The sequence below is a fragment of the Streptomyces sp. NPDC002870 genome (genome assembly GCF_042888505.1).
Lineage (GTDB): Bacteria > Actinomycetota > Actinomycetes > Streptomycetales > Streptomycetaceae > Streptomyces.
The window spans coordinates 265069-286766 of the sequence record NZ_JBIAPW010000001.1 but is presented as its reverse complement, the minus strand read 5'-3'; the positions used below and the strand labels follow the sequence as shown (position 1 = coordinate 286766).

Genomic DNA, 21698 nt, shown 5'->3' with positions numbered 1-21698 from the left:
AGTCTTCAGGAGCCGCGCCCATGACCACCGCCACAAGCCGCCACAGCGACCGGAGGATCAGCCCGGTCTTCCTCGGAATCGCCGCCGTGATGGCGGTGACCGGCTGGGCGGTGTGGACGGACTTCGCGGCAAGCCCGGGGATCGCCGTGTTCCTGTTCGTCACCGCGGCATGGATCGTCTCGCTCTGTCTGCACGAGTACGCGCACGCCCGCACCGCGCTGCACAGCGGCGACATCTCAATTGGGACGAAGGGGTACTTGACGCTCAATCCCCTCGTTTACACCCATGCGATGCTCAGCATCGTGCTGCCCGTGCTGTTCGTGATCCTGGGTGGCATCGGTCTGCCGGGCGGCGCGGTCTTCATCGAGCGCGGCCGCATCACCGGGCGCTGGAAGCACAGCCTGATCTCGGCGGCGGGGCCGCTGACGAATCTGCTGTTCGCGGTCGTGTGCACCGCACCGTTCTGGCTGGGCGCGCTGGACGGGGTGCCGATGGTGTTCCGGTTCGCGCTGGCGTTCCTCGCGCTGCTCCAGATCACGGCCGCGATTCTGAACTCCCTGCCGGTGCCGGGCCTTGACGGCTACGGCGTGATCGAGCCCTGGCTCTCGTACAAGATCCGCCGCCAGGTCGAGCCGTACGCACCGTTCGGGCTGCTCGCCGTCTTCGGCATCCTGTTCATCCCCGAAGTGAACCTCGCGTTCTTCGGCGTGATAGACGCGGTGTTGAGCGGGCTCGGCGTGCATGAGGACTACAGCTACTGCGGCCAGGACTTCTACCAGTTCTGGAGCGACCGGAACCCCGGCTGTGAGGCGGTCGTCAGCCGGTAGTGGTCGTCAGCCGGTAGTGGTCTTCGCCCGGCGCAGGTAGTACCAGGTCATGTTGGAGGCAAGCCCCGCGAGCAGCACCCAGACGATGCCGAGCCAGCTGCCCTGCGCGAAGGAGACCACGGCCGCGACGACGGCGAGGGTGCAGACGATCAGGGAGTAGAGAGCGAGGCGGGGCATGGGGGTACGGCTCCTGTCGGGTGTTGTACGTCCCGCCCAGTGTCCCCCATGCCCCGTCGGCGACGGCACCGCCCACACGCCGGCGAGCGCACCGTCTACACGTCGGTGACGCGCAGACCCGCGTGCGCCTTGTAGCGGCGGTTCACCGAGATCAGGTTGGCGACCAGCGCCTCGACCTGGTGGGCGCCTCGCAGCCGGCCCGCGAAGACTCCGCGCATGCCGGGGATGCGGCCCGCCAGCGCCTGCACGATGTCGGTGTCCGCGCGCGACTCGCCCAGCACCATCACATCGGTGTCGATCTCCTCGACCGATGCGTCCTGCAGCAGCACGGCGGAGAGATGGTGGAAGGCGGCGGTCACCCGCGAGTCGGGCAGCAGGACCGCGGCCTGCTCGGCGGCGCTGCCCTCCTCAGGCTTGAGTGCGTACGCGCCCTTCTTGTCGAAGCCGAGCGGGTTGACGCAGTCGACGACGAGCTTGCCCGCGAGCTCCTTCTGCAACGTCTCGAGGGTCTTGGCGTGCCCTTCCCAGGGCACGGCCACGATCACCACGTCGCTGCGCCGCGCGCACTCCGCGTTGTCGGCGCCCTCGATGCCGAGGCCCAGCTCGGCGGCAGCGGTCTCGGCGCGCTCCACGGCGCGGGATCCGATGATCACCTTCTGCCCGGCCCTGGCCAGCCGGTACGCGAGCCCGCGGCCCTGGTCGCCGGTGCCGCCGAGGACGCCGACAACCAGGCCGGACACGTCGGGGAGGTCCCAGGGATCCTTGGCCGGGGCCTTCGGCGCGGTGCCTGCACTGTCAGTAGAAGTCATGGGCCCGACCCTACTTCCTGGTATGGGCACCCGAACGGGTGAGCCGCTCGCACCACAGCCCCGTCCGGCGCGGCTGGGGTGCAGGATGCGGGCCATGGATGCGGTACGCGTCGCGCTGCTGCGCGAGGTCCTGGCCGGCACGGGGTGGCCCGCGGCGACCCGGAGGTTCGCGGGGGTGCTGCGGTCCTCCGTCGTGCCGCAGGGCGGCGGGCTGCTGCTGGTGGGGACCGAGGAGTACGAGCCGTGGCATCTGGCCGCGCATCTCGTGGACGAGGCGGCCTGGTCCGGGCAGCCGGAGCTGACGCCGACGCTCGTACGGCACCGGGTGCGGCCCGGCGACCCTGCGCAGCTGGCGGTCGGCCTCGGCAGGCTGGAGGGGGCGCGGCGGGGCGAGACCCTGCTGGTGGTGGCGCCTGCGCGGCCGGACGCGGGTCTGCTGGAGCGGGTGCACGACGCGCGGCGGGCCGGGGCGACGGTGCTGGCGCTGGACGGCGGGGACCCCGAAGTGCACGGTCTGGCGCACGAGGCGCTGACGGTGGCGGAGCGGGCGGACGAGGTGGACATCGACACGGTGCAGCATCTGGTCAGCGCGGCGGCCGGGGAGAACAGCCTGCCGGTGGCGCGGGGACGGCGGAGATTCAGGGACCGGCTGTCGCGCCTCGCGGACCAGCTGACGTCGCCGCCGCCGACGCGCTGGTAGACCCCGCCACGCCGGTAAATCAAGTTGCTCGGGGCCACCACAGGCACGGACCATGGCACCTTGTGACCAAGACCTCCAGGCTCTCCGCGATCCTGCCCGACCTGTCGCCCTGGCGTTCGTCCCGCGACTTCCGGCTGCTGTGGATCCAGGGCATCGTCACCTATTTCGGCAGTTTCATGGCGATGGTCGCGCTGCCGCTCCAGATCAAGGACCTCACCGGGTCCCCGCTCGCGGTCGGCGTGATGGGTGCGGTGGAGCTGGTGCCGCTGGTGGTCTTCGGGCTCTACGGCGGGGCGCTGGCCGACGCGGTCGACCGCCGCAAGCTGATCCTCGGCACCGAGGCGGGTCTCGGCCTGCTGGCCGTGATCCTGCTGGTGAACGCGCTGCTCCCGGATCCGATGCTGTGGCCGCTGTACTTGGTCGCGGCCGGAGTCTCCGCGCTGGCCGGTCTGCAACGCCCGGCGCTGGACTCGCTGATGGCCCGCATCGTCCCGCACGACCAGCTCACGGCCGCGGCCGCGCTCAACGCGCTGCGCTGGCAGCTGGGCGCGATCGTGGGCCCGGCCCTGGCGGGTCTGGTGGTGGCGTACGCGGGTCATGCGCCGGCGTACGCGATCACGGTCGTCGGCTTCGTCGCATCCGTGCTGCTGTGCCTGCGGCTGGCCTCGGCCCCGCCGGCGCACGACGCGGAGAAGCCGTCGCTGCGGGGCATCGCGGAGGGGGCGCGTTACGCCTGGTCCCGTCCGGTGCTCCTGGGGACGTACGCGATCGACCTGGCGGCGATGTTCTTCGCCTTCCCGAACACGATCTTCCCGTTCCTCGCGGACGACCTGGACGCGGAGTGGGCGCTGGGCCTGATGTACGCGGCGGGCTCGGTCGGCTCGGTGCTGCTGAGCCTGACCAGCGGCTGGACGTCCCGGGTGCGGCGGCACGGCCTGTTCGTGGTCTTCGGCGCGGCAGGCTGGGGCCTGGCGATCGCGGCGGCGGGCTGGTTCTCGAACGTCTGGCTGGTGCTGCTGTGCCTGGCGTTCGCGGGCGCGGGCGACATGCTGAGCGGCCTGGGCCGCTCGACGATCTGGAACCAGACGATCCCGGAGGAACTACGCGGCCGTCTGGCGGGCATCGAAGTGCTCTCGTACAGCGTCGGCCCGCAGCTGGGCCAGGTCCGCGCGGGCGCGATGGCGGGCTGGACGGGCACGCGACCGGCGATCTGGAGCGGGGGCGTGGCGTGCGTGGCGGCGGTGGGGCTGCTGGCGGCGGCGCTGCCGAAGCTGCTGACGTACGACGCGGAGACGGACGAGGACGCGGTGCGAAGGCGCGCGCAGCGAGAGGCGGCCGCGGTCTGACCCGGGACTCCGCTTCCCGGCCCCACGGCTGGATATCCGGCGGGGCAAATTAAGCCCCGCCGGAGATTGAGGCGCGGGGTCTGGGGCGGAGCCCCAGCAGCACGGACCCGGTACCCGTTACACGGGGTCGTCGTCGGACGGGCGGGCGGCATCGTGCCAGCGGGGATCGTTCTCCCACTCCAGATTCCGCTCCCGCGCCGTCTCCATCGCGCGATCCGCCTCCCCGCGCGACGCGTACGGACCGAAGCGGTTCTTCGCAGGGCACTCCGGGCCCTCTTCGACCTTCTTGTGCTCGAGGCAGTAGTACCACTCGCCCGGCTTTCCGACCGTGCGCTTCTTGAACAGGGCCATCGTCGGCTCCTTCCTCTGGAGCCATGCTGCCCCATGGCCCCTGGTTAGACTCGCTGGCATGTCTGGCCAGTCGCTGCTCGTCCCAGGGGAGCTCTCTCCCATCCGCCCCGTCCCCGGAAACATCCCGCGCCCCGAGTACGTCGGGAAGCCCGCGCCCACCCCGTACACCGGGCCTGAGGTTCAGGACTCCGACACCGTGGAGCGGATGCGCATCGCGGGTCGCATCGCCGCGCAGGCGATGGCGGAGGCCGCCAAGCACATCTCGCCCGGCGTGACCACGGACGAACTCGACCGGGTCGCGCACGAGTTCATGTGCGACCACGGCGCGTACCCCTCCACCCTCGGCTACCGCGGCTTCCCCAAGTCCCTCTGTTCCTCGGTCAACGAGGTCATCTGTCACGGAATCCCCGACTCCACCGTGCTGCGCGACGGGGACATCGTGAACCTCGACGTCACGGCGTACATCAACGGCGTCCACGGCGACAACAACGCCACCTACCTCTGCGGCGACGTCGACGAGGAGTCGCGGCTGCTGGTGGAGCGGACCCGGGAGTCCCTCAACCGCGCCATCAAGGCCGTCAGGCCCGGCCGCCAGGTCAATGTCATCGGCAGGGTCATCGAGTCGTACGCCAAGCGTTTCGGCTACGGCGTGGTCCGCGACTTCACCGGGCACGGGATCAATTCGTCGTTCCACTCCGGGCTGATCATCCCGCACTACGACGCCGCGCACGCGACCACCGTGATTCAGCCGGGCATGACGTTCACGATCGAGCCGATGCTGACACTCGGCACGCACGAGTACGACATGTGGGACGACGGCTGGACCGTGGTGACGAAGGACCGGAAGCGGACCGCGCAGTTCGAGCACACACTGGTGGTGACGGAGAGCGGGGCCGAGATTCTCACGTTGCCCTGACCGTCGAACCGGGTAGCGTTTTACCGACAGGCCGTCGGGAACACATTGACTTAGGCAAGCCTAAGTAGGAAGATCGGTGCCGGCAACCGTGAGTGCCTGCCCGTCGCCCGCTTCCGTTCCCGTCCCCATCGGTCCCAGGAGGCCCGCCTTGGACACGTCCTTCTCGACGCTCATCCGTGTTGCCTCGCACGAGCAGCACACGGAGGCGGAGACGTCGACCTTCATGAGCGATCTGCTCGGCGGCCGGCTCGGTGTGGCGGCGTACGCGCGCTACACCGAGCAGCTGTGGTTCGTGTACCGGGCGCTGGAGGAGGCCGCGGGGTCACTGAAGGACGACCCGGTGGCCGGGCCCTTCATCCAGCCGGAGCTGATGCGCACCGCCGAGCTGGAGCGCGATCTGGCGCATCTGCGCGGCGCGGACTGGCGCGAGGGGCTCGCGCCGCTGCCCGCGACCGCCGCGTACGCCGCACGGATCGCCGAGTGCGCGCGCAGCTGGCCCGCGGGGTATGTGGCGCACCACTACACCCGCTACCTCGGGGACCTGTCCGGCGGCCAGATCATCCGCGCCAAGGCGGAGCGGACGTGGGGCTTCGCACGCAACGGCGACGGGGTGCGGTTCTACGTATTCGAGCAGATCCCGAACCCGGCGGCGTTCAAGCGGGGCTATCGCGAGCTGCTGGACGCGGTGAACGCGGACGACCTGGAGAAGAAGCGGATCGTCGACGAGTGCAAGCGGGCGTTCGAGTACAACGGAGCGGTGTTCCGGGAGCTCGGGGCGGAGTTCCCGCTCAGCGCGTAGCAGGTACGGGAAGGGCAAGGGGAGCCGCGAGGCGTACGCGGCCGCCGATCTCGATGGTGTCGTCGGGGCCGGGAGCGGTCAGGATCTGCGACCCCCGGCCCTGAGTGATGTTCAGGGCCCGCCCCAGCTCGGCGGTGAGCAGCAGCGCGGCGGCGCCGGTCGCCTCGTCCTCGACGATGCCGTCGTCGCGCCGCGGGAAGGCGCGGGCGCGTACGCGTCCGGCGGCCTCGTCCTGCCAGGCCCAGGCGTAGAGCCAGCCTTCCCCAGGCGGCGGCGCGGGCAGCGCGTCGACCTCGGCCGGAGAGGCGTACCGCTCCAGCCGCCGCGGCGGCGCCCACTCGGCGCGCGCGGTGATCCAGGTGAACTCCCCGTCCTGCCGGGCCCATACCTCGCCGGCGGGCGGGTTGACCGTCTCCAGATCCAGCAGCCAGGCGGCGCCGACGAGAGGGTGCCCGGCGAAGGGAAGCCGGAGGCCGGGTGTGTAGATGTCGACGACGCCGCGCTCGGGGTCGTCGACGAAGACGGTCTCACTGAACCCGAGTTGGGCGGCCAGGGTCTGCCGGGACGCCGCGTCGGGGCAGGTGCGGCCGTCACGTACGACTCCGAGTGTGTTCCCGTGCCGGCCGTCGGGCCCGCAGAAGACGCTCAGTACGTCCAGTTCGTTCACTCCGGCATTCAAGCATCAACAGGTCCCACCACGCGGCGCCCCCGGCAGGTCGAGGTGCTGACGCATCCGCATTTTGAGAGCTACGTCACTGGACCCGCGGGTATGGGTGAGGTAAGCCTCGGTTAAGTTAGGTCAGCCTCACCTCCGTACCCCCGGTACTCGTCCTTTGTTGGAGCCCCTATGCGAGCCGTCCGTCTGTCCGTCGTCACCGCCGCCGCAACCGCCGCTGCCCTGACCGCCGTCACGGGCTGCGCCGAGAAGAGCGACGCCAAGGGCGGCGACGGTGGCATCGGCGTCACGGCGACGGACGACTCCTGCGAGGTGTCGAAGAAGGAGTTCCCGGCCGGCCATGTCGAGCTCGCCATCGAGAACAAGGGCTCCAAGGTCACGGAGGTCTACATCCTCTTCCCCGACGACCGCATCGTCTCCGAGCGCGAGAACATCGGCCCCGGCACCAAGCAGAAGCTCACCGCCGAGGTGAAGGCCGGTTCGTACGAGATCGCCTGCAAGCCCGGAATGAAGGGCGACGGCATCCGCCAGCAGGTCACCGCCACCGGCGACGGCAAGGTCGCCAAGCGCAGCCCCGAGATGGACGCAGCCGTCGCCGCGTACCGCAAGTACGTGCAGACGCAGGCACGAGACGCTGCCCAAGGCGAAGGTCTTCGCGGACGCCGTGAAAGCCGGCGACATCGAGGCCGCCAAGAAGGTGTACGCCGACTCCCGCATCGGCTGGGAGCGCACCGAGCCGGTCGCCGAGTCCTTCGGCGACATCGACCCGAAGGTCGACCTGCGCGAGGACGGCCTGGAGAAGGGCCAGAAGTGGACGGGCTGGCACACCCTCGAGAAGGCGCTGTGGCAGACCAAGAAGATCGGCCCCGCGGACAAGACCCTCGCCGACACCCTCATCACGGACCTGACGGCCTGGCAGAAGCGGGTCGGCACGGCCGAGATCACCCCGACCTTCATGGCCAACGGCGCCAAGGAGCTGCTCGACGAGGTCGCCACCGGCAAGGTCACCGGTGAGGAGGAGCGCTACAGCCACACCGACCTCGTCGACTTCAAGGCGAACGTCGAGGGTGCGCAGAAGTCGCACGAGCTGCTCAAGCCGGTCGCGTCGAAGAACGACCCGAAGCTTGTCGCCGAGCTGGACAGGCAGTTCGCGGCGCTGAACAAGCTGCTCGACAAGTACCGCAAGGACACCGCCTCTTACGAGTTCACGTCGTACGACAAGGTCGGCAAGGCGGAGCGCAAGGAGCTCAGCGACGCGGTCAACGCGCTCGCCGAGCCACTGTCCAAGCTCGCCGCCGCGGTTGTGAAGTAGAGGGGGCACTTCATGTCCGAGGAGACCAAAGGCATGTCCGCGGAGACCGCGAGCGTGCCCGAAGAGACCGCCAGCGCGTCCGAAGAGACGGCAAGCGCGTCCGGGGAAACCGGCAGGTCCGAGGAGAGCCGCAGGTCCGAGGAGAGCGGCGGCAACGCTCCATCCCGTCGTTCGCTGCTCGGCTGGGGCGGTGCGGGGCTCGCGCTCGGCGCCGCCGCGGCCGGCGGCGCGGCACTCGCCGTGGGCCGCGGCGACACCGCGGTGCGCGCGGCCGCGAGCGGCGCGGCCGTCCCCTTCCACGGCACTCACCAGGCGGGCATCGCCACCGCCGTCCAGGACCGCCTGCACTTCGCGACCTTCGACGTGAAGACGAAGGACCGCGCCGAGCTGATCCAGCTGCTCAAGGACTGGACGCGCGCGGCCGAGCGGATGACGGCCGGGCAGGCTGTCGGCGAGGGCGCGTACGGCGGTCTCGCGGAGGCCCCGCCGGACGACACCGGCGAGGCGCTCGGCCTCAAGCCGTCCCGGCTCACGCTGACCATCGGCTTCGGCCCGTCCCTGTTCGCCAAGGGCCGGTTCGGCCTTGAGGGCAAGCGCCCCGGCGCCCTGGTCGATCTGCCGAAGTTCCCCGGCGACAACCTCGATCCCGCGCGCAGCGACGGCGACTTGTGCGTCCAGGCGTGCGCGGACGACCCTCAGGTCGCGGTGCACGCGATCCGCAACCTCGCCCGGATCGGCTTCGGCAAGGTCGCGGTGCGCTGGTCGCAGCTGGGCTTCGGCAAGACCTCGTCGACGACGCCCGACGCGCAGACCCCGCGCAACATGATGGGCTTCAAGGACGGCACCCGGAACATCGCCGGGACGGAGACGGCCGAGCTCGACAAGCACGTCTGGGTCTCTCAGAAGGACGGTCCGGCCTGGATGACAGGCGGCTCGTACCTCGTCGCGCGCCGGATCCGGATGAACATCGAGACCTGGGACCGTACGCCGCTGAAGGAGCAGGAGGACATCTTCGGCCGGGACAAGGGCGAGGGCGCCGCGGTCGGCAAGGCCAAGGAGCGCGACGAGCCGTTCCTGCCCGCGATGCTGCCGACCGCGCATGTGCGGCTCGCGCACCCTGACACCAACGGCGGCGCGAAGATGCTGCGCCGCGGCTACTCCTTCACCGACGGCACGGACGGTCTGGGCCGCCTGGACGCGGGGCTGTTCTTCCTCGCGTACCAGCGCGACGTCGGCAAGGGCTTCGTCCCGGTGCAGCGCTCCCTGGCGGCGAGCGACGTCCTCAACGAGTACATCCAGCACGTGGGTTCGGCGCTGTTCGCGATCCCGCCGGGCGTCCGGGACAAGGACGACTGGTGGGGCCGGGCGCTGTTCTCCTGACCCGCCCGCCCGGAAAGGACCCGACGTGTTCGGCAACTACCTCATCGGCCTGCGCGAGGGCCTCGAAGCCAGCCTGGTCGTCTGCATCCTGATCGCGTATCTGGTCAAGACCGGGCGCCGGGACGCGCTGCGTCCGATCTGGCTCGGCATCGGGGTCGCGGTCGCGATCTCGCTCGGGTTCGGCTTCGCGCTCGAATACGGCTCGCAGGAGCTGACGTTCGAGGCGCAGGAGCTGCTCGGCGGCTCGCTGTCGATCCTCGCGGTGTGCCTGGTGACCTGGATGGTCTTCTGGATGCGGCGCACCGCGCGGCATCTGAGGTCCGAGCTGCACGGCAAGTTGGACGCCGCGCTGCAGATGGGTACGGGCGCGCTCGTCGCGACCGCCTTCCTGGCGGTGGGGCGCGAGGGCCTGGAGACGGCGCTGTTCGTCTGGGCATCGGTCCGGGCGGCCACCGACGAGAACAACAGCACGCAGGCGCCGCTGTTCGGCGTCCTGCTCGGCATCGCCACCGCGATCCTGCTCGGCTGGCTGTTCTACCGGGGTGCGCTGCGGATCAACCTGGCCAGGTTCTTCACCTGGACCGGCGGCATGCTGGTCGTCGTGGCGGCCGGTGTGCTGGCGTACGGCGTCCACGACCTGCAGGAGGCCCGCTTCCTGGGCGGTCTGGCGGACAAGGCATTCAACGTCAGCACGACGATCCCGCCGGACAGCTGGTACGGCACGCTGTTGAAGGGCGTCTTCAACTTCCAGCCCGACCCGACCGTTCTCCAGGTCACGGTGTGGGCGCTGTATCTGGTCCCGACGCTCGGGCTGTTCCTGGCCCCGGTAGGGTTCGGACGGTCAGTGGGGGCAAAGGAGCAGAAGGCAACCGATGAGAAGGCTGAGTCGGGCGGCGACAGGGCTCGCGGCGATGACGGTGCTGTGCCTGACGGCGAGCGGGTGCGTGACGGTGCACGGGGAGCTGGAGGTCGTACCGTCGGCGACGAAGTCTGAGGCCGCGCAGGCGCTCGAGGACTTCACCGACGCGTACAACAAGGCCGACAAGGCCTACGATCCGGCCCTGGACGCGGCGCATGTCACCGGTGCGCTCGGCGCGATCAACCAGGCCGGTCTCAAGGCGCGCAGCGTCAACTACCCGGACGGCAACCCGCAGCATGTGCCGCTGGAGCTGACGGACGCGAAGTTCGCAATCCCGAAGAAGGCGGGCTGGCCGCGGTTCTTCCTCGCGGACGTCGACTCCAACCGCGACCAGGACAAGGGCGCGCTGGACAACCGCTGGGTGCTGGTCTTCGTACGCAGCGACGTGGACCAGCTGTGGGAGGCGGCGTATCTGACCATCCTGTCTCCCGGCCGGATACCCGCCCTGAAGACCGACGAGAACGGCTGGGCCGAGCCGGTCGCGCCGGACAGCGCCGCGCTGGCGGTCGCTCCGCGCGATCTGAGCGAGGAGTACTCCTCGTACATGCAAAGCGGCAAGCCGGAGCACTTCAAGGACGGTCCGCACACCTCGGCTTGGCGCGAGTCCCGCAAGAAGGACTCGAATCTGCCGGGGATGTCCACGCAGTACATCGACCAGCCGCTGGACTCCGACGACTTCGCGCCGCTCGGCCTTGTCACGGAGGACGGCAGCGCGCTGGTCTTCTTCGCCGTGCGCAACTACGAGCGGCAGACCGCCGCGAAGGGTGTACGGCTGAAGGTCCACCCGGATGTGAAGGCGCTGCTGACGGGCGACGTGAAGTCCACGGTCACCAAGGAGCGGGTCTCCAGCCAGGCGGTGACGGTACCGACGGTCGGCGCGGGGGTCGGGGAGGTCGATGTGCTGGGCCGACTGACGGGCCTGACGGCGGCGAAGGGGTCGTAGCGGCACGCGAGTTGACCGTGACAAGGGCTCCGCGTAGGCGCAGGGCCCGGGGCAGAGCCCCGAATCTCAGCCCCGCCGGCGATTGAGGCGCGGGGTCCGGGGCGGAGCCCCGGTTGCGGGAAGGCCTAGCGGCTCAGCGGCCACGCCACCTCGTGGCGGTCCGCGCCCTCCACCCCGCCCATCCACTTCGCGCACGCATCCGTCAGCGTCTCCAGCAACGTCAGCGGATCCGGCAGCGGATTCTCCGGCCCCCGCACCCACGCCACATCAAGCTCACCCGGCAACCGCGCCGGCGGTACGAGGACATAGCTGCCGCGGCAGTGCCAGCGCAGCCCTGGATGCTCGTCCATCGTCTCGGGGTGGCAGTCCAGCTCGCAGGGCCACCACTCGTCCTCGTCCTCGGGCGTGCCGCGCGTGGCGGTGAAGAACAGCATCCGGTCGCTGCCGGACTCGGCGACCGGGCCGACCTCGATGCCCCGTTCCAGCAGCCGGGCAAGCGCGCTGCGGCCTGCTTCCTGGGGGACGTCGAGTACGTCGTGGACCATGCCGGTCGCGGTGATGAAGTTCGCCTGCGGCTGGCCCGTGGCCCAGCGCTCGATCTGGGCGCTGTCGGTCGTGGACTGCGTCTGCCAGGCGAAGGAGACGGGGTGCCTGCCGGGCGTCGGACAGCCGATGCGCTCACAGGAACATCGGTAGGAGACGGGGTACGCGGCGGGCGCGAGCGGCAGTCCCGCGGCGGCGGCGGCCAGCAGCAAAGTCTCGCGGCGGGAGTCCTCGGCGTCGGTGTTCTTGGGGCGCCGGCGCAGCCACTGGGGCAGTCGGCTCTCCCGGGACAACCTGTTCTCCGTGCCGCGGTAGCGGCCGATACCGTCGCCCATCTATCCCCTCACACCTCACGTTCGCCTCCGGCGGACTCTGCCATGGTCCCACCTTCCCGAGCGCGAGGTGGCCGCACCCCCCGATCCGGTGGTCAGGATCGCGGTGCGAGGCCGTGCAGCGCGTACTCGACGATCGCGTCCGCGTAGTCGTGGGTGAGCGGGAGCGTACGCAGCAGCCAGCGATGGGTGAGCGGTCCGGTGAACAGTTCCAGGGCGATACGGAGGTCGATGCCGGCGTGTACGTCCCCGGCGCTCTGGGCGGCCCGCAGCCGCTTCACGTACAGCTGGAGCTGCGGTTCGAGCAGCTTCTCGACGAACTGCGCGGCGAGTTCGGGGTTGACCACGCTCTCGGCGGCGAGCGCGCGGGTCGGGCCTTCGTAGGCAGGGCTGTTCAGCTCGTCGACCGTGGCCCGCAGCACCAGCTTGAGGTCGGCTTCGAGGTCGCCGGTGTCGGGGATCTCACTCTCGCCCTCGGACGCCTGCTCGGCGAGGTCGAGGAACGCCTCGAGCAGAACGGCGGCTTTGGAGGGCCACCAGCGGTAGATCGTCTGCTTGCCGACGCCGGCGCGGGCGGCGATGCCCTCGATGGTGGTCTTGGCGTAGCCGACCTCGCCGACGAGGGCGAGGGCCGCGTCATAGATGGCGCGCCGGGAGCGCTCGCTGCGGCGCGTGGAGTCGGGGGCCCTGGTCTCGGTCATGACGTCAATCTACCAACGGGAAGAGCCGAGACGTATCGTCTCATACGCGTCGCATACACAGTGAAATGGCCGGTCAGCCGCCGGAGGCGTCCGGCGGCCACGCGTCGCCCCATTCCGTGTCCCGCGCCGCCTTGTACAGCGGGCCCTGGCGCTTGGTCACCGTTTCGCGGCTCAGTTCCCGCGGCTGCGTACACAGGTCGAGCAGGACCAGGCCCTTGCGGATCTGGGGTTTGCGGGTGACCCGGGCGGCGGCCGGTGCGGCCGGGAAGCGGACCGCCGCGACATAGCTGAACTTCTCGTCCTCGTACGGCAGTGAGCCGCCCTTCACCTGGCGGTGCAGCGAGGAGCGGCTGACCCGGGCCGCGAAGTGGCACCAGTCCGTGCCCGGCTCGATGGGGCAGGCGGCGCTGTGCGGACAGGGCGCCGCGACCCTCAGGCCCGCCGCGATCAGGCGGTCGCGGGCCTCGATCACGCGGGCGTAGCCGTCGGGGGTGCCGGGTTCGACGATCACGACGGCCTGGGCGGCGCGGGCCGCCTCCGTGACGACGGCCGCGCGGTCCTCGGCGGTGAGCTCCTTGAGGACGTACGACACCGTGACGAGATCAGTGCTCTCGATACGGAGCGACGCGCTGATCCGCGAGCGCTGCCACTGGGCCGCGCGCAGCGCGGGCACCTCCGATGCGGCGGCCAGTTCACGGCCCAGTGCCAGCGCGGGCTCGGCCCAGTCCAGCACGGTCGTGCGCGGGCCGTCCTCCTCCCAGGCCTCCGCGACCGCCCAGCTCGCCGCGCCCGTCCCGCCGCCGATGTCCGTGTGCGTGGCCGGGCTCCACTCGGGGGCCGCGGCCCGCAGCGCTGCGAGCGCGGACCGTACGGCCTCGAAGGTCGCCGGCATCCGGTAGGCGGCGTATGCGGCGACGTCGGAGCGGTCCCGCAACACGGGCGCGTCGGTCGGGGTGGTCCCCCGGTAGTTGGCGATCAGCCGCTCGACGGCTTGCGCCGCCTGCGTGGGCGGCAGCCCGGCCAGCTGCGCGGCCAGGGCGCTGCGCAGGGCTTCCGCGGTGGAGAGGGTGGCGTTCACCGGCAAATTCTAGGCACGGAACCGGGACGGAACAGCGACGGAATCGAACTCCTGGCTACGCGGCGGCTGTTGCTACGCTGACGGCCGTCGCGCCGCTCACGGAACGTGGCGCACCGCTCACGGGGGGACCATGAGACAGAGGGTCGTGCGCGTGTCCCTGGTGGCCGGGGTGATCGTGCTGGCGCTGCTGCTCCTGCTGAGCATGTGCGGCGGCGGCGAGGGCGGCGACCGGGCCGCCGACGACAAGCCCCGCAAGCCGGCCCGGCCCAGCGCGGCGCCCCTGACCCGGCTCACCGTCCCGTCCGCGTACGACACCTCGCAGGGCTGGGAGATCTCCAACGCATCCCCGCAGTACGCGATCGCGCAGGACAGCGGCCGCATCGGCTATCTGGAGCGGGTCGACGGCGAACGGTTCCGGCTGCGCACCCTGAACGCCGCGACCGGCAGGCCCGGCTGGACGGGAGCGCCCTGGCATCCGCCCGCGTCCGCCGACCAGTTCCCGGGGCTGCTGTCCGTCGCCAAGGACGGCCGCGAGTACTTCGTGACGTGGTCGTACGGCAAGGTGGGCGAGGACGCGCTGACGACGGCGGACACCTTCGTCGCGCTCGATCTGTACGACGTCGCGGACGGCGCCCGGCAGCGGGTCGAGGTCCCGTGGCCCGCCGCGCCGGCCGTCTCGGGCGCCGGCCCCGGCATCCTCATCTCCGACGGCCGCACCAGGAGCGCGGTCGTAGACCCGGTCTCGGGCGAGGTGACGCAGGTCCCGGAGAGCGCGCTCGGTCACCCGAGAGGCTGTACGGGCTGCCGCCGCCTCACCGAGGTCCGCGGAGTCACCGACAAGGGCCTGCTGCTCAGCGGCGACCCGGGCTTCTGGGTCCGCGGCGGCTGGTACAGCAGGAACGTGGCCCCGGCCCGCACCGACCCCGCGTCCGGCGTGCCGACCTCGGTCGCCCCCGGCTACGTACTGGCCAAGTGGCAGCCCGCGAAGGGCAGCAAGGACGCCGGTGCGTACGACATCTGGGCGGTGCACGACACGGCCGCCGGAAAGCCGCTGGTGCAGGTGCGCTGCCACAAGCCGGCGATCGAGCCGGGCGAATATCCGCAGGCGGTGCTCGCGCCCGAGGGCGGCTATCTGGTGGCCGGGAATCTGGCCTTCGACCTGGAACAGCGCAAGGCGTACTGCTTCGAGCAGTCGGACGGGTCGAAGCCGCTGACGCTGACGACGGTGACCGACTCCGGCACGGCGTACGGAGCGACCAGCGCCCGCAGCCCGGCGGACGCGCTGGCCGGCGGCGGCGCCCCGATCGAGCTGGATCTGGCCACCGCGGTGCCCCAGTCGCTGGGACCCAATGTGCGGCTGCCGGGCGCGGAGACGGCGGGGGTGGGGATCTTCAGCTGGACGGACACGAAGGACCGGCTGCATCTGATCGGCTACCCGCGCCGCGAGGGGTAGCCGGGAGCCGTACGAGGTGTGTGCCTGGGCGCGGACGTGTCGGACGGCCCTGCGCGGACGTGTCAGACGGCCGCGGCGCGCCGCTGCCAGGGACGGCACAGGCCCAGGAAGCAGCCCACCGCGCCCAGCGCGCAGGTCAGTTGGACCACGGCCATCGGGACGGCCGTCGCCTCGCCCGCGATCCCGACGAGCGGTGAGGCGACCGCCCCGATGAGGAACGAGGACGTGCCGATCAGCGCGGACGCGGAGCCCGCGGCGTGCCGGGTGCGCATCAGGGCCAGGGCGTTGGTGTTCGGCATCGCCAGGCCCATCGCGGACATCAGCACGAAGAGACCGGCCGCGACGGGAAGCAGGCCCACCTTCCCGAACACCCCCGCCGTCATCAGCAGCAGCGCGGTCGCGGCCAGCGTGATCACGCCGAGCCCGAAGCCGAGCGCCTTGTCCAGGCTGACCCGGCCCACCAGCATCTTGCCGTTGATCTGGCCGACGGCGATCAGGCCGACGGAGTTGACGCCGAAGAGCAGGCTGAAGGTCTGCGGCGACGCGCCATAGATCTCCTGCACGACGAACGGCGACGCGGAGATGTACGCGAAGAGTGCGGCGAAGGAGAGCCCGCCGGTGAGCGTGTAGCCGGTGAAGACCCGGTCGGAGAGCAGTCCGCGCATGGTGCGCAGGGCTTCGCCGACGCCGCCGCTGTGCCGCTTCTCCGGGGGCAGCGTCTCATGCAGCCACTTCGCCGCCACGAGCGTGAGCACGATGCCGACGACGGTGAGGACGACGAAGATGCCGCGCCAGTCGGTGATCCGCAGCACCTGTCCGCCGATCAGCGGCGCGATGATCGGCGCGACACCGGAGATGAGCATCAGCGTGGAGAAGAACCGGGCCATCTCCACGCCGTCGTACAGATCACGGACCACGGCCCGCGCGATGACGATGCCGGCCGCGCCCGCGAGTCCCTGGAGCAGCCGGAAGCCGATCAGCAGCTCGGCGGTGGGAGCCAGCGCGCAGATCGCGGTGGCGGCGACGTACACCATCATGCCGATGAGCAGCGGGCGGCGGCGTCCCCATCGGTCGCTCATCGGGCCGACGACGAGCTGGCCGAGCGCCATGCCCGCCAGGCACGCGGTGAGCGTGAGCTGAACGGTCGCGGCGGGAGAGCCGAGCGACTCGGTGACCGCGGGCAGCGCCGGGAGGTACATGTCGATGGAGAGCGGCGGCAGGGCTGTGAGGCCGCCCAGGACGAGGGTGAGCAGGAAGCCGACGCGGCGCGCTGCCGCCAGGGGTACGGGGTTCGCGTCCGCCACAGGCGCCGGGCCGGCCGCAGACAGGGCCGCCGGGTCGGCGTCCGCCACACGTGCGGGACCGACCGACGTCACAAGTGCCGGATCGGCGGCCTGTATGTGTCCTTCTGTACCGGTCTGGCCGCTGTCCGGCTTCGGCATTGCGTCTCCATGTTCTCGAATCCCTCCCTATGCTCTCAGCTCGTCCGGAGGGGTCGAGACCTATGTCGAGGCGGGGCTGGGATGAGCGGGATCGTACGGTGGGGTGTGCTGGCGACCGGCGGCATAGCCGCGTCCTTCACGGCGGAGCTGCAGTCGATGCCGGACGCCGAGGTGGTGGCGGTGGCATCGCGTACGGAAGCGTCCGCAGAGGCGTTCGCGGATCGCTTCGGCATAGCTGGGGCGTACGGCGACTGGGCCTCGCTCGCCGCCGACGAGGACGTCGACGTGGTGTACGTGGCGACGCCGCACTCCGCGCACCGGGCGGCGGCCGGGCTCTGCCTGGAGGCCGGAAAGGCGGTGCTGTGCGAGAAGGCGTTCACGCTGAACGCGCGGGAGGCCGAAGAGCTGGTCTCGCTGGCCCGCGAGCGCGAGCTCTTCCTCATGGAGGCCATGTGGATGTACTGCAATCCCGTCGTGCGACGGCTCGCGGCGCTCATCGGGGACGGCGCGATCGGTGAAGTACGCACCGTGCAGGCCGACTTCGGCCTCGCCGGCCCCTTCGCGCCGGACCACCGGCTGCGCGACCCGGCACTCGACGGCGGCGCGCTGCTCGACCTCGGCGTATACCCGGTCTCGTTCGCGCAGTTGCTGCTCGGCGAGCCCGACCGGGTACAGGCCGATGCGCTGCTCTCCCCCGAGGGCGTGGACCTGAACACCGGCATGCTGCTGGGCTGGTCGCAGTCGGGGGCGACGGCGCTGCTGTCCTGCTCTGTCACGGCCGGCACCCCGGTGACCGCTTCGGTGACCGGCACGGCAGGCCGGATAGATCTTCCGCAGGGCTTCTTCTTCCCGGACCGTTTCGTACTGCACCGCGAAGGCGGCCACGAACCCGAGGAGTTCACCGCAGAGGGGCGGCGGGACAGCCTCCAGCACGAGGCGGCGGAGGTGATGCGGTGTCTGCGGGCGGGCGAGACGGAGTCGCCGCTGGTTCCCCTGGACGGCAGCCTCGCCGTGATGCGGACGCTCGACGCGGTACGGGACCGCATCGGCGTCCGCTTCCCGGGCGAATGGGTCACACAGGCTTGAGCCCCGGGTCGTCGGCCTCGGTCACGAACGACGCGGCCGTGATGATCGGCGCGCCCGGCGTCGTGACCGCGCTGACCGTCTTGAAGTCGGCGCGCGCCTGCTGCTCGCCGAGGGTGACGGTCACATAGCCGCGACGGCCGTTGTAGAACTTCATGTGCGGATTGGCGGCCCTCAGGGTGTCGTAGTTGGCGGGCCGCTCCTCGCCGTCCTTGCCGCTGCTGATGGAGGTGGCGACGATCTCGGTGCCGACGACGGGCGAGGCGGAATCGTTGAAGTCCCGCCTCAGGTCGTACGCGTAGCCGCGGTGCACATCGCCGGTGAGGACCATCAGGTTCTCGATGCCGGCCGCAGCCGCGCCGTCCAGAACGCGTCCGCGGGAGGCCGCGTATCCGTCCCAGGCGTCCATGCTCACCTTGTACGGCGTGGCCGGGACGTCGCGCCGCTGCGCGAAGGTGACCTGCTGCGGCACCACGTTCCAGCGGGCGCGGGAGCTCTTCCAGCCACCCAGCAGCCAGCGCTCCTGGGTCGCGCCGGTCATGGTGCGCGACGGGTCGTCGGACTCCGGTCCGGGGACCTGCCAGCCGTCGCCGTACGCCTGGTCGGAGCGGTACTGGCGGGTGTCGAGGATGTCGAACTGCGCGAGCCGCCCGAAGTGCAGCCGACGGTACAGCTGCATGTCGGGGCCTTCGGGCTGCTGGGGCCTGCGCAGCGGCTGGTTCTCCCAGTACGCGCGGTAGGCGGCGGCCCGGCGCAGCAGGAACTCCTCCGGCGGAACGTTGTTCTCCGGGATGTCGCCCGCGTAGTTGTTCTCGGTCTCGTGGTCGTCCCAGGTGAGGACGTAGGGGTGCGCGGCGTGCGCGGCCTTGAGGTCGGGGTCCGACTTGTAGAGGCCGTAGCGCATCCGGTAGTCGTCGAGCGTGACGGTCTCACGGTTGAAGTGGGCGGGGAGGACCCGGTCGGTGTACTTCCGGGCGCCGCCGACGGCGTTCACGGCGTACTCGTACAGATAGTCGCCGAGGTGGAAGACGGCGTCGAGGTCCTCTTCTGCGAGGTGCTTGTACGCGGTGAAGTAGCCGTCGTGGTACGCCTGGCAGGACACGGCGGCGAACTTCAGCTCTCTGATCCGCGCGGCCCGGGCGGGGGCGGTCCTGGTGCGTCCGGTCGGGCTGATCCAGTTCCCGGCGCGGAAGCGGTAGTAGTACGGGCGGTCGTTGTCGAGGCCGGCGACCTCGACGTGGACGCTGTGGTGGAACTCCGGGTGGGCGACGACGGATCCGCGCCTCGCAATGCGGCGGAAACGGGAGTCATGGGCGAGCTCCCAGAGCAGCGGGAACTTGGCGCGGGGCAGTCCGCTGTCGGGCTCGTAGGGGCGGGTCGCAAGACGGGTCCACAGCAGTACGGAACCGGGCTGCGGGTCTCCGGAGGCGACGCCGAGCGTGAAAGGGTCCTCGGTGATCTTCTTGGCGTCGAGCTCGGCGGCGTGGGCGGTGCCGGGCAGATTGACGGCGAAAGCGAGTGCGGCGGCGGCGCCGGTGACGGTGAGGAATCGGCGGCGGCCGATGTGCTGGGCGGCAGCGCGGAGTTCGGGTGCGTGCGGTGCGGGTGTCATGTGCCCCTCCCCTGACGACTGTTGTCCCTTCGCATTTGAGTAGGGGCTGACGACTCTGCGTTGTCGAGTACACAACATCCGTGTGTCGGTCGGATGAGTTCCGCGCACAAGCAGGCGACTACGCTGCGCGTGCATGAACGCAGTTGCGAAGATTGCCGTGGTGACGGGAGCGGGCTCGGGCATCGGCCGGAGCGTGGCGCTGACGCTGGCGGGGGCGGGCTGGTCGGTGGTTCTGGCGGGCCGACGCGCCGAGACGCTGGAGGAAACGGCGTCGCTCGCGGGTGGGGACGTCCTGTGCGTCCCCACTGATGTGACGTCACCAGCGGATGTCACCACGCTGTTTGCCACTGTGCACGAACGGCACGGCCGTGTTGGCCTGCTGTTCAACAACGCGGGCAGGTCCGGCCCCCGGGTCCGCTTCGAGGACCTCGCCTACGAGGACTGGCGAGCGGTGGTGGACGTCAATCTGACAGGCGCTTTCCTGTGCGCGCAGGCGGCCTTTCGCATGATGAAGGAGCAGTCCCCCCAGGGCGGCCGGATCATCAACAACGGCTCGATCTCGGCGCATGTGCCCCGCCCGAACTCGGCGCCGTACACGTCGACGAAGCACGCGATGACGGGCCTGACGAAGTCGCTGTCACTGGACGGGAGGGCGTACGGAATCGCGTGCGGCCAGATCGACATCGGCAACGCGGCGACGGAGATGACGCAGCGCATGCGGAAGGGGATCGTGCAGGCGAACGGTGAGGTGATGGTGGAGCCGGTGATGGACGCGGCGGATGTGGCACGGACCGTGCTGCATATGGCGGAGCTGCCGCTGGAGGCGAATGTGCAGTTCGCGACGGTGATGGCGACGGCGATGCCGTATATCGGGCGGGGGTGAGGATGGGGGCGCGGGTCGCGGGTCGCGGAGCCGGCGCGCCCCGGGGGGCCTTGCGCCGCGAAACGGGCGCGCGCCGGGAGGCCTTGTGCCGCGAAGCCGGCGCGCGCCGGGGGTAGGCAGGAGGCCCCTCCATCCCTACACCGCGCATGGCAGGCTTCCCGCATGGAACACACCCTGGACACCACCGTGGACCCCATCTGGAACACGGTGGGCCGCCTGCACGCCTGGCTCGACGCGGAGAGCGAACTGCCGCCCCAACAGGAGACGCTGCTGCGGATGTTGAAGCTGTCGGAGGAGGTCGGCGAGGTCGCACAGGCCATCATCGGCGCGACGGGCCAGAACCCGCGGAAGGGCAGTACGCACAGCTGGCAGGACGTCGAGTCGGAGCTGTGCGACGTGATCATCACGGCGATGGTGGCACTGCGCACGCTCACGCCGGACGCGCCGGAGGTCTTCGGCACGCATCTGCGCCGTGTCGCTGAGCGCTCGCTGGAGCAATCACCGGAGTGATCCGCCGAGGTTCGCCTGCGCGGCAGCGATAAGCCGGCGAGGTCCAGGACAAGCGCAGCCTCGTCGCCGGGACGCCGGAGCGTTCAGCTTCGCGTCCGGCACCCGGCCGGCGTCACCCGGCCGGCTGCGGGGACTCGGTCCGCCCCTGCATGAAGATGAGCGCCACCAGGGCCAGCCCGACCACGCCGCCGGCCAGTTGGGCGCCGATGAACCCCGGGACCGAGCCGGGTGCGATGCCGGCGAACGTGTCGGTGAAAGCGCGGCCGATCGTCACGGCCGGGTTGGCGAACGAGGTGGACGACGTGAACCAGTACGCGGCGCCGATGTACGAGGCGACGGCGACCGGCGCGAAGCGCAGACGGTCCGTACGCGCCAGGCCGAAGATCAGCAGAATCAGCCCGGCCGTGGCCACGACCTCGCCCAGCAGCAGGTGTCCGGCGGAGCGGTCGTGCGTGGACCACTTGACCAGCGGCTCGCCGAACATCGCGTCGGCCAGCACGGCGCCCGCGATCGCCCCGGCGATCTGGGCGGGGACATACACGGCCGTCTCGCGGGCGGTGACACCGGCGCCCCCGCGGCGGGCGGTCCACCACTCGGCCAGAGTGACGGCCGGGTTGAAGTGCGCGCCGGAGACCGGACCCAGCAGGGCGATGAGAACACCCAGTCCGAAGACCGTGGCCAGCGAGTTGGCGAGCAGTTGGACACCGACGTCCTGAGTCAGTTCGGTGGCCTGAATGCCGGAACCGACCACCACCGCGACCAGAGCGGCGGTGCCGACCAGTTCGGCGGCGGCGCGGGCGACCAGCGGCGTACTCGGGGGTATGGCGCCAGGCGCGGGCTGGGGCTCGGCGGCTGTGGCCGCTTCCGCCGTGGTCTCGGTTCCGGCGGCCCGGGTGACGCTCAACT

The 21698-nt window shown here is 70.8% G+C and carries 22 protein-coding genes and 1 pseudogene; 13 read left to right on the top strand and 10 right to left on the bottom strand.

What is annotated here, in order from left to right; genetic code table 11:
• Window positions 1–20: 20 nt before the first annotated feature.
• Entirely contained in the window at window positions 21–827 is an 807-nt protein-coding gene (locus ACFYWY_RS01330; RefSeq protein ID WP_389177793.1) for a site-2 protease family protein, read from the top strand.
• A 6-nt stretch (window positions 828–833) separates the two neighbouring features.
• Here the strand turns inward: ACFYWY_RS01330 and ACFYWY_RS01325 are convergent, their stop codons facing one another.
• Window positions 834–1004 (bottom strand): hypothetical protein, encoded by a 171-nt coding sequence (locus tag ACFYWY_RS01325; RefSeq protein WP_389177790.1) that lies wholly within the window; start codon window positions 1002–1004, stop codon window positions 834–836.
• 95 nt (window positions 1005–1099) lie between these two features.
• Window positions 1100–1813: an NADPH-dependent F420 reductase gene (gene npdG / locus ACFYWY_RS01320; RefSeq protein ID WP_389177787.1), complete on the bottom strand. Its 714-nt coding sequence runs from the start codon at window positions 1811–1813 to the stop codon at window positions 1100–1102.
• A 94-nt stretch (window positions 1814–1907) separates the two neighbouring features.
• On the opposite strand from npdG, the gene ACFYWY_RS01315 reads away from it, so the two are divergent.
• Both ACFYWY_RS01315 and ACFYWY_RS01310 read left to right on the top strand, forming a co-directional pair.
• Window positions 1908–2513, top strand: a complete 606-nt coding sequence (locus tag ACFYWY_RS01315) for a hypothetical protein (protein WP_389177784.1) — start codon at window positions 1908–1910, stop codon at window positions 2511–2513.
• 62 nt (window positions 2514–2575) lie between these two features.
• Window positions 2576–3859, top strand: a complete 1284-nt coding sequence (locus ACFYWY_RS01310) for an MFS transporter (protein ID WP_389177781.1) — start codon at window positions 2576–2578, stop codon at window positions 3857–3859.
• 117 nt (window positions 3860–3976) lie between these two features.
• On the opposite strand, the gene ACFYWY_RS01305 is transcribed toward ACFYWY_RS01310, so the two are convergent.
• Window positions 3977–4210, bottom strand: coding sequence for a hypothetical protein (locus ACFYWY_RS01305; RefSeq protein ID WP_389177778.1), 234 nt, complete (start codon window positions 4208–4210; stop codon window positions 3977–3979).
• A gap of 58 nt (window positions 4211–4268) precedes the next feature.
• Between ACFYWY_RS01305 and map the strand changes: the two genes are divergently transcribed.
• Together map and ACFYWY_RS01295 are read left to right on the top strand one after the other, a co-directional pair.
• Window positions 4269–5126 (top strand): type I methionyl aminopeptidase, encoded by an 858-nt coding sequence (gene map / locus ACFYWY_RS01300; RefSeq protein ID WP_389177775.1) that lies wholly within the window; start codon window positions 4269–4271, stop codon window positions 5124–5126.
• Between the two features lie 148 nt (window positions 5127–5274).
• Window positions 5275–5925 (top strand): heme oxygenase (biliverdin-producing), encoded by a 651-nt coding sequence (locus tag ACFYWY_RS01295; protein WP_389177772.1) that lies wholly within the window; start codon window positions 5275–5277, stop codon window positions 5923–5925.
• On the opposite strand, the gene ACFYWY_RS01290 is transcribed toward ACFYWY_RS01295, so the two are convergent.
• A complete protein-coding gene (locus ACFYWY_RS01290; RefSeq protein ID WP_389177769.1) occupies window positions 5915–6592 on the bottom strand; it encodes a PhzF family phenazine biosynthesis protein in 678 nt (225 codons plus the stop codon). The genes ACFYWY_RS01295 and ACFYWY_RS01290 overlap by 11 nt on opposite strands.
• A 180-nt stretch (window positions 6593–6772) precedes the next feature.
• Between ACFYWY_RS01290 and efeO the strand changes: the two are divergent.
• The 4 genes and pseudogenes from efeO (at window position 6773) to ACFYWY_RS01270 (ending at window position 11155) form a co-directional block, all read left to right on the top strand.
• Window positions 6773–7913: pseudogene (gene efeO, locus ACFYWY_RS01285) on the top strand (iron uptake system protein EfeO).
• 12 nt (window positions 7914–7925) lie between these two features.
• Window positions 7926–9293, top strand: a complete 1368-nt coding sequence (efeB, locus tag ACFYWY_RS01280) for an iron uptake transporter deferrochelatase/peroxidase subunit (RefSeq protein ID WP_389177766.1) — start codon at window positions 7926–7928, stop codon at window positions 9291–9293.
• Window positions 9294–9318: 25 nt separating this feature from the next.
• Window positions 9319–10287: an iron uptake transporter permease EfeU gene (efeU, locus tag ACFYWY_RS01275; RefSeq protein WP_389177763.1), complete on the top strand. Its 969-nt coding sequence runs from the start codon at window positions 9319–9321 to the stop codon at window positions 10285–10287.
• Window positions 10205–11155: a hypothetical protein gene (locus ACFYWY_RS01270; protein WP_389177760.1), complete on the top strand. Its 951-nt coding sequence runs from the start codon at window positions 10205–10207 to the stop codon at window positions 11153–11155. The genes efeU and ACFYWY_RS01270 overlap by 83 nt, the downstream gene beginning before the upstream one ends.
• A 125-nt stretch (window positions 11156–11280) precedes the next feature.
• Here ACFYWY_RS01270 and ACFYWY_RS01265 read toward each other — a convergent pair whose 3' ends face one another.
• The 3 genes from ACFYWY_RS01265 to ACFYWY_RS01255 all read right to left on the bottom strand — a co-directional run bounded on the left by ACFYWY_RS01265 (window position 11281) and on the right by ACFYWY_RS01255 (window position 13809).
• Window positions 11281–12033, bottom strand: coding sequence for a bifunctional DNA primase/polymerase (locus ACFYWY_RS01265; RefSeq protein ID WP_389177757.1), 753 nt, complete (start codon window positions 12031–12033; stop codon window positions 11281–11283).
• A 92-nt stretch (window positions 12034–12125) separates the two neighbouring features.
• A complete protein-coding gene (locus ACFYWY_RS01260; RefSeq protein WP_389177754.1) occupies window positions 12126–12731 on the bottom strand; it encodes a TetR/AcrR family transcriptional regulator in 606 nt (201 codons plus the stop codon).
• Window positions 12732–12804: 73 nt separating this feature from the next.
• Window positions 12805–13809, bottom strand: coding sequence for a small ribosomal subunit Rsm22 family protein (locus ACFYWY_RS01255; RefSeq protein ID WP_389177751.1), 1005 nt, complete (start codon window positions 13807–13809; stop codon window positions 12805–12807).
• Between the two features lie 130 nt (window positions 13810–13939).
• On the opposite strand from ACFYWY_RS01255, the gene ACFYWY_RS01250 reads away from it, so the two are divergent.
• Window positions 13940–15262: a hypothetical protein gene (locus ACFYWY_RS01250; RefSeq protein WP_389177748.1), complete on the top strand. Its 1323-nt coding sequence runs from the start codon at window positions 13940–13942 to the stop codon at window positions 15260–15262.
• 62 nt (window positions 15263–15324) lie between these two features.
• On the opposite strand, the gene ACFYWY_RS01245 is transcribed toward ACFYWY_RS01250, so the two are convergent.
• Window positions 15325–16704 carry a multidrug effflux MFS transporter gene (locus ACFYWY_RS01245; protein WP_389177745.1) on the bottom strand — a complete coding sequence of 460 codons (1380 nt, stop codon included), beginning with the start codon at window positions 16702–16704 and terminating at the stop codon, window positions 15325–15327.
• 81 nt (window positions 16705–16785) lie between these two features.
• Between ACFYWY_RS01245 and ACFYWY_RS01240 the strand changes: the two genes are divergently transcribed.
• Window positions 16786–17790 (top strand): Gfo/Idh/MocA family protein, encoded by a 1005-nt coding sequence (locus ACFYWY_RS01240; protein WP_389177742.1) that lies wholly within the window; start codon window positions 16786–16788, stop codon window positions 17788–17790.
• Here the strand turns inward: ACFYWY_RS01240 and ACFYWY_RS01235 are convergent.
• Window positions 17777–19399 carry an alkaline phosphatase D family protein gene (locus ACFYWY_RS01235; RefSeq protein WP_389177739.1) on the bottom strand — a complete coding sequence of 541 codons (1623 nt, stop codon included), beginning with the start codon at window positions 19397–19399 and terminating at the stop codon, window positions 17777–17779. The genes ACFYWY_RS01240 and ACFYWY_RS01235 overlap by 14 nt on opposite strands.
• Before the next feature lie 133 nt (window positions 19400–19532).
• Here ACFYWY_RS01235 and ACFYWY_RS01230 point away from each other — a divergent pair, with 133 nt between their 5' ends.
• Entirely contained in the window at window positions 19533–20282 is a 750-nt protein-coding gene (locus ACFYWY_RS01230; RefSeq protein ID WP_389177736.1) for an SDR family oxidoreductase, read from the top strand.
• 162 nt (window positions 20283–20444) lie between these two features.
• Window positions 20445–20792 (top strand): MazG-like family protein, encoded by a 348-nt coding sequence (locus ACFYWY_RS01225; RefSeq protein ID WP_389177733.1) that lies wholly within the window; start codon window positions 20445–20447, stop codon window positions 20790–20792.
• Between the two features lie 112 nt (window positions 20793–20904).
• Here ACFYWY_RS01225 and ACFYWY_RS01220 read toward each other — a convergent pair whose 3' ends face one another.
• Window positions 20905–21696, bottom strand: a complete 792-nt coding sequence (locus ACFYWY_RS01220; protein WP_389177730.1) for an aquaporin — start codon at window positions 21694–21696, stop codon at window positions 20905–20907.
• Window positions 21697–21698 lie beyond the last annotated feature (2 nt).

What these genes read in the sequence shown, in the direction of transcription:
- ACFYWY_RS01330 (WP_389177793.1), top strand. Translation starts at nt 21, where the DNA reads ATGACCACCGCCACAAGCCGCCACAGCGACCGGAGGATCAGCCCGGTC.
- ACFYWY_RS01325 (WP_389177790.1), bottom strand. Translation starts at nt 1,004, where the DNA reads ATGCCCCGCCTCGCTCTCTACTCCCTGATCGTCTGCACCCTCGCCGTC.
- npdG (WP_389177787.1), bottom strand. Translation starts at nt 1,813, where the DNA reads ATGACTTCTACTGACAGTGCAGGCACCGCGCCGAAGGCCCCGGCCAAG.
- ACFYWY_RS01315 (WP_389177784.1), top strand. Translation starts at nt 1,908, where the DNA reads ATGGATGCGGTACGCGTCGCGCTGCTGCGCGAGGTCCTGGCCGGCACG.
- ACFYWY_RS01305 (WP_389177778.1), bottom strand. Translation starts at nt 4,210, where the DNA reads ATGGCCCTGTTCAAGAAGCGCACGGTCGGAAAGCCGGGCGAGTGGTAC.
- map (WP_389177775.1), top strand. Translation starts at nt 4,269, where the DNA reads ATGTCTGGCCAGTCGCTGCTCGTCCCAGGGGAGCTCTCTCCCATCCGC.
- efeB (WP_389177766.1), top strand. Translation starts at nt 7,926, where the DNA reads ATGTCCGAGGAGACCAAAGGCATGTCCGCGGAGACCGCGAGCGTGCCC.
- ACFYWY_RS01270 (WP_389177760.1), top strand. Translation starts at nt 10,205, where the DNA reads ATGACGGTGCTGTGCCTGACGGCGAGCGGGTGCGTGACGGTGCACGGG.
- ACFYWY_RS01265 (WP_389177757.1), bottom strand. Translation starts at nt 12,033, where the DNA reads ATGGGCGACGGTATCGGCCGCTACCGCGGCACGGAGAACAGGTTGTCC.
- ACFYWY_RS01260 (WP_389177754.1), bottom strand. Translation starts at nt 12,731, where the DNA reads ATGACCGAGACCAGGGCCCCCGACTCCACGCGCCGCAGCGAGCGCTCC.
- ACFYWY_RS01250 (WP_389177748.1), top strand. Translation starts at nt 13,940, where the DNA reads ATGAGACAGAGGGTCGTGCGCGTGTCCCTGGTGGCCGGGGTGATCGTG.
- ACFYWY_RS01245 (WP_389177745.1), bottom strand. Translation starts at nt 16,704, where the DNA reads ATGCCGAAGCCGGACAGCGGCCAGACCGGTACAGAAGGACACATACAG.
- ACFYWY_RS01240 (WP_389177742.1), top strand. Translation starts at nt 16,786, where the DNA reads ATGAGCGGGATCGTACGGTGGGGTGTGCTGGCGACCGGCGGCATAGCC.
- ACFYWY_RS01235 (WP_389177739.1), bottom strand. Translation starts at nt 19,399, where the DNA reads ATGACACCCGCACCGCACGCACCCGAACTCCGCGCTGCCGCCCAGCAC.
- ACFYWY_RS01230 (WP_389177736.1), top strand. Translation starts at nt 19,533, where the DNA reads ATGAACGCAGTTGCGAAGATTGCCGTGGTGACGGGAGCGGGCTCGGGC.
- ACFYWY_RS01225 (WP_389177733.1), top strand. Translation starts at nt 20,445, where the DNA reads ATGGAACACACCCTGGACACCACCGTGGACCCCATCTGGAACACGGTG.